This window comes from Skermanella sp., assembly GCF_059503625.1.
The window spans coordinates 1-5,353 of the sequence record NZ_JCACHA010001118.1 but is presented as its reverse complement, the minus strand read 5'-3'; the positions used below and the strand labels follow the sequence as shown (position 1 = coordinate 5,353).

At 65.0% G+C, this 5,353-nt stretch carries 6 protein-coding genes; all 6 read left to right on the top strand.

Annotation, left to right across the window (positions count from 1 at the left end; genetic code table 11):
- Positions 1-825 (top strand): tetratricopeptide repeat protein (locus tag AC5JJ6_RS40055; RefSeq protein WP_496047394.1); only part of this gene is annotated, 825 nt, incomplete at its 5' end.
- Positions 826-943: 118 nt separating this feature from the next.
- Positions 944-1,747 (top strand): ABC transporter permease, encoded by an 804-nt coding sequence (locus tag AC5JJ6_RS40050; RefSeq protein ID WP_496047393.1) that lies wholly within the window; start codon positions 944-946, stop codon positions 1,745-1,747.
- An 8-nt stretch (positions 1,748-1,755) separates the two neighbouring features.
- Entirely contained in the window at positions 1,756-2,544 is a 789-nt protein-coding gene (locus AC5JJ6_RS40045) for an ABC transporter permease (protein ID WP_496047392.1), read from the top strand.
- Positions 2,545-2,703: 159 nt separating this feature from the next.
- Positions 2,704-3,882 (top strand): aspartate aminotransferase family protein, encoded by a 1,179-nt coding sequence (locus tag AC5JJ6_RS40040; RefSeq protein ID WP_496047391.1) that lies wholly within the window; start codon positions 2,704-2,706, stop codon positions 3,880-3,882.
- Positions 3,879-4,793: an ornithine carbamoyltransferase gene (gene argF / locus AC5JJ6_RS40035; RefSeq protein ID WP_496047390.1), complete on the top strand. Its 915-nt coding sequence runs from the start codon at positions 3,879-3,881 to the stop codon at positions 4,791-4,793. Before AC5JJ6_RS40040 ends, argF begins: the two co-directional genes overlap by 4 nt.
- On the top strand, positions 4,790-5,353 hold a 564-nt coding region (locus AC5JJ6_RS40030), incomplete at its 3' end, for an Hsp33 family molecular chaperone HslO (protein ID WP_496047389.1). The genes argF and AC5JJ6_RS40030, both read left to right, overlap by 4 nt.

Genomic DNA, 5,353 nt, shown 5'->3' with positions numbered 1-5,353 from the left:
CGCGAGTACATCGTCACAGCCCATCCGCCGGAAGACGCGGATCAGGAGCGGGCAATGGAGCATTATATAGGACTTGCCCGCACCCTCGGCCCTCGGGTCGGCTACGAAGGTGGAGCGGAGGCGGTCATACGGCTGGCAGCCGATCTCGCAAGCATCGAAGCGATGATACGTCTCGGCTTGGTGGTGTCGGATCCTTCGGAAGCCACTGAAGCGGCAATTGAACTCAGAAATTTTTGGATGTTTTCCGGCTTAGGGACCAGCAGTCTTCTTGAGGAAGCTGGTGAGTTTGCGAGAAATCGGAAGGATTTCCAGGCTCTTGCAAATTGTATTCTGAGCCTGGGCAATATCGCGTTGGCGGGGGCGGATCATGACGCGGCGCGTACGCAGTACGAGGTGGCGCTGCCGCTCTACCGCCAAGTCGGCGCCGTGCTCGGCGAGGCGAACTGCATCCAGAGCCTGGGCGATATCGCGTTGGCGCGGTCGGATCATGACGCGGCGCGCGCGCGGTACGAGGAGGCGCTGCCGCTCTGCCGCCAAGTCGGCGACTTGCTCGGCGAGGCGAACTGCATTCAGAGCCTGGGCAACATCGCGTTGGCGCGGTCGGATCATGACGCAGCCCAAAAACAACTAGAGAGAGCATTAAAGATTTATGAACGCATCCAAGAGTCTTATTCGATTGGATGTACTCATCTAAGGCTGGCGAGTATCGCTAGAAACGACGCCGAATGCCAAGCCCACATAGCTACAGCGCGGAAAGCGTGGGTGTCGATCAACCGTCCCGATCTCGTTAAGGAACTCGACGCCGAGTTTCCACCTCCACCCTAACGCCGCCGCAAACCCGCTCTCGCCGCACCCTAACCCCCCGCTCCCCAGCCATTCCCCAGCCGCATTTGTGCCATGCGCTCCTTGGTATTAGTGTGCGACCACTTAGCTGAAGGGCACCATGAGCACACATCTCCCGCCTTTGCCGCGCGATATCGGCACCGTCAACTGGATCGGCCTGTGGACGCTGTACCAGCGTGAGGTGTACCGGTTCCTGAAGGTCTATACCCAGACCATCGCCGCCCCGGTCGTCACGACGCTGCTGTTCTATGCCGTCTTCGCGCTGGCGCTGGGCGGGGTCGTGCGGATGGCGGGGAGCGTGCCGTTCCTGGTGTTCCTCGGGCCGGGCCTGATCGTCATGGCGATGGCGCAGAACGCGTTCGCCAATACGTCGTCCTCCGTCGTCATCGCCAAGGTCCAGGGCAATATCGTGGACGTGCTGATGCCGCCGCTCTCTCCGCTGGAGATGGCCGTCGCCTATGTCGGCGGCGGGGTCACGCGCGGGATGTTCGTCGGTGTCGTGACCGGCATCGCGATCTGGGCCTTCGTGCCGCTCGGCATCCATTCGCCCGCCTATATCCTGTTCCACGGCCTGATGGCGTCGATGATGCTGGCGCAGCTCGGCATGATCGGCGGCATCTGGTCGGAGAAGTTCGACCATATCGCGGCCTTCACCAACTTCGTCGTGACGCCGCTGACCTTCCTGTCCGGCACCTTCTATTCGGTGGACCGGCTGCCGCCGGCCTTCTGGTGGCTGGCGCATTTCAACCCGTTCTTCTACATGATCGACGGCTTCCGCTACGGCTTCATCGGCCAGTCCGACGGCACGCTGGCGATTGGCGTCGCGGTCATGCTGGGGATCAATGCGGCGCTGGGCGTCCTGCTGCTCCGCATGCTGTCCTCGGGCTACAAGCTGAAGGCTTGAGGCACGCCATGCCGCCGCGCAAAGTCGCGCGCGTCCTGTGGCTGGGCGCGTGGACGCTGTTCCTCCGCGAACTCCGGCGCTATTCCAAGGAAGCGCTGGAAACCGTCCTCGCCCCCGCCTTCCAGGCGCTGGTCTATTTCGTCATCCTGGTCTTCGCCCTCGGCCCCGAGCGCGGCACGGGGGAGGGCGAAACGCTGCTCTCCCACGCCGTTCCCGGCCTGATCCTGATGGCCGTCCTGTTCCGCTCGGCCGAGACGACCGCGTTCAGCCTGCTGCTGGACCGGATGGAAGGCATCATCAGCGATGTCCTGATGGCCCCGCTGGGCGCCGCCGAAATGACCGCCGCCTATGCCCTGGCCGGAGCGGTCAGCGGGCTGGCGACCGGGGCCGTCGTGCTGGCCGGCGCCATGCTGGTGTGGCCGCTGCCGCCCGCCCATTTCTGGGCTCTGCCGGTCTTCGCCGCACTCTCCGCCCTGATGATGTCGCTGGCCGGCATGCTGATCGGGCTGTTCTGCGAGAAGTGGGACCATATGGCGGCGGCCTTCGTCTTCGTCCTGACGCCGCTGACCTTCCTGTCCGGCGTCTTCGCGCCGGTCGCTACGCTCCCCGATGCCGTCGCCTTCGCCGTCCGGTTCAACCCGATCTTCCACGCGATAGAGGGCTTCCGGTACGGCTTCCTCGGCTCCGGCACCAGCACCGATCCCTTGGCTTCGCTGGCCGTCGTCGCGGGGACCGTCTTCTTCCTGCTGGCGTGCAATGGTGTGCTGATCCACCGCGGATACAAGCTGAAGCCGTAATGCGGCCGTAAGTTCAGGGCGTTACGTCGATTCAGTCCCGCAATCGTTGACATTGCCGCCACGGCTTTGGATAGTCTGCGGTTTTCCGGAGGGCTATGTCTTTCGGAAAGCCGGCAGTGGTGGATCGCTGCCGGAACTGAACCCGTTGGGGGCTTACCCGTGATCCCAGTTGTCATGCCCACCTATGCCCGTGCGGATGTCGTTTTCGAACGGGGCGAAGGTCCTTATCTCTTCGATACCAACGGCAAGCGCTACCTGGATTTCGCCAGTGGCGTCGCCGTTACCGCCTTTGGCCATGCCCATCCCTACCTGATCAAGGCCCTGACCGATCAGGCCCATAAGGTGTGGCATACGTCCAATCTGTTCCGAGTGGCGGGTCAGGAGAGTCTGGGGCGACGACTGGTCGACAACACCTTCGCCGACACGGTGTTCTTCACCAATTCCGGCGTCGAAGCCTGGGAGTGCGCGATCAAGGTCGTGCGGAAATACCAGTACGAGACGGGGCATCCCGAACGCTGGCGGATCATCACCGCCGGCGGCGCCTTCCATGGGCGGACGACCACGGCCATCGCCGCGACCAAGCAGGAAAAGATGGTCAAGGGCTTCGGCCCGATGCAGGACGGCTTCGATCAGGTCGCCTTCGGCAACATGAACGAGCTGCGCGCCGCCATCACGAATGAGACGGCCGGCATCTCGATCGAGCCGGTCCAGGGCGAGGGCGGCATCCGCGCCGGTTCGCTCGACTACCTGCGGGCATTGCGCGCGGTCTGCGACGAATACGGCCTGCTGCTGATGTTCGACGAGATCCAGACCGGCATGGGCCGGACCGGCAAGCTGTTCGCGCACGAATGGGCCGGCGTCACCCCCGACGTGATGGCGGCGGCCAAGGGCATCGGCGGCGGCTTCCCGCTCGGCGCCTGCCTCGCCACGGAAAAGGCGGCGGTCGGCATGACGGCGGGCACCCACGGCTCGACCTATGGCGGCAACCCGCTCGCCATGGCGGTCGGCAACGCCGTGCTCGACCTGATGCTGGAGCCGGGCTTCCTGGAAGGCGTCGACCGCATCGCCCGCGTCTTCTGGGGCCGGCTGAACGAACTGGCCGCCCGCCACCCCAAGGTGATCGCGGAAGTGCGCGGCGCCGGTCTCCTGCTCGGCCTGCGCATCCAGCCGGAAATCGTCAACGGCACAGTCGTCGACAAGCTGCGCGACGCCGGCCTGCTGACGGTCGGGGCCGGCGACAACGTCGTCCGGCTGCTGCCGCCGCTGATCATCACCGAGGCCGAGATCGACGAAGCCATCGGCATCCTCGACAAGGTCCTGCCGGAGCTGGCGCCATGACCTCCGGTGCCGGCGTCCGCCACTTCCTCGACCTCGACGATTTCGACACCGCGACGCTGCGCTCCATCCTGGAGCGCGGCAACGCCCTGAAGAAGGCGGGCAGGACCGACAAGCCGCTGGCGGGCAAGACGCTCGCCATGATCTTCGAGAAGCCCTCGACCCGGACCCGCGTCTCCTTCGAAGTCGGCATGCGCCAGCTCGGTGGCGACGTTGTCATGCTCAGCTCCAAGGAGATGCAGCTTGGCCGGGGCGAAACGGTGGCCGACACCGCCAAGGTGCTGTCGCGCTTCGTCGACGTCATCATGCTGCGGACGGATTCGGAAGAAAAGCTGCTGGAACTGGCGGAGCACGCCACGGTCCCGGTCATCAACGGCCTGACCGACCGGTCGCACCCCTGCCAGATCATGGCCGACCTGATGACGTTCGAGGAACACCGGGGACCGATCGCCGGCAAGGTCGTGGCCTGGAGCGGCGACGGCAACAACGTCGCGGCAAGCTGGATCCACGCCGCGGTCCGTTTCGGCTTCGAACTCCGGCTGGCTTGTCCCGAGGGGCTGAAGCCGCCGCCCGGCCTGATCGACTGGGCGGCGGGGCAGGGCGGCAAGGTCAGCGTGACCGGCGATCCGCAGGCCGCCGTCGCCGGCGCCGACTGCGTCGTCACCGACACCTGGGTCTCGATGAACCAGGAAGATGGGGAAACCCGCCATAACCTGCTCGCCCCCTACCGGGTCGATCGGCGCCTTATGGCAAATGCGAAATCAGACGCCATATTCATGCATTGTCTGCCCGCCCATCGCGGAGACGAGGTCACGGCTGACGTGATCGACGGCCCCAATTCGGTCGTGTGGGACGAGGCGGAAAATCGCCTGCACGCCCAGAAGGGCATTTTAACCTGGTGTCTGGATTCATGAGTTTCCCCGGTTCATCCGTAAACCCGATCGTAAACCCCCGTAACGACGACATCGTACAACCCTTCCAGATCGACGCCTCGGATCTGCGCGGCCGGCTGGTCCGGGTCGGTCCCGTCCTTGACGAGATCCTGTCGAAGCACGCCTACCCCGAGCCGGTCGCCCGCCTGCTGGGGGAGACCATCACGCTCGCCATCACCCTGGCCGGCGCTCTGAAGTACGAGGGCATCTTCACCCTCCAGACCAAGGGCGACGGTCCGATCTCCCTGATGGTCGCCGACGTCACCAGCACCGGCGACGTGCGCGGCTATGCCCAGTTCGACGCGGAGCGCCTGAGCGCCGCCGATACCGGCAGCACCGCCCCGGTGCCCACCCTGCTCGGAACAGGCTATATCGCCTTTACCGTCGATCAGGGCGAGCATACCGAGCGCTATCAGGGCATCGTCGATCTGTCCGGCGAGACCCTGTCGGACAGCATCCAGCATTACTTCCGCCAGTCCGAGCAGCTCGATACCGGCATCAAGGTCGCGGTCGCCTTTACCGATGTCGGCTGGCGCGGCGGC

What these genes read in the sequence shown, in the direction of transcription:
- AC5JJ6_RS40050 (WP_496047393.1), top strand. Translation starts at nt 944, where the DNA reads ATGAGCACACATCTCCCGCCTTTGCCGCGCGATATCGGCACCGTCAAC.
- AC5JJ6_RS40045 (WP_496047392.1), top strand. Translation starts at nt 1,756, where the DNA reads ATGCCGCCGCGCAAAGTCGCGCGCGTCCTGTGGCTGGGCGCGTGGACG.
- argF (WP_496047390.1), top strand. Translation starts at nt 3,879, where the DNA reads ATGACCTCCGGTGCCGGCGTCCGCCACTTCCTCGACCTCGACGATTTC.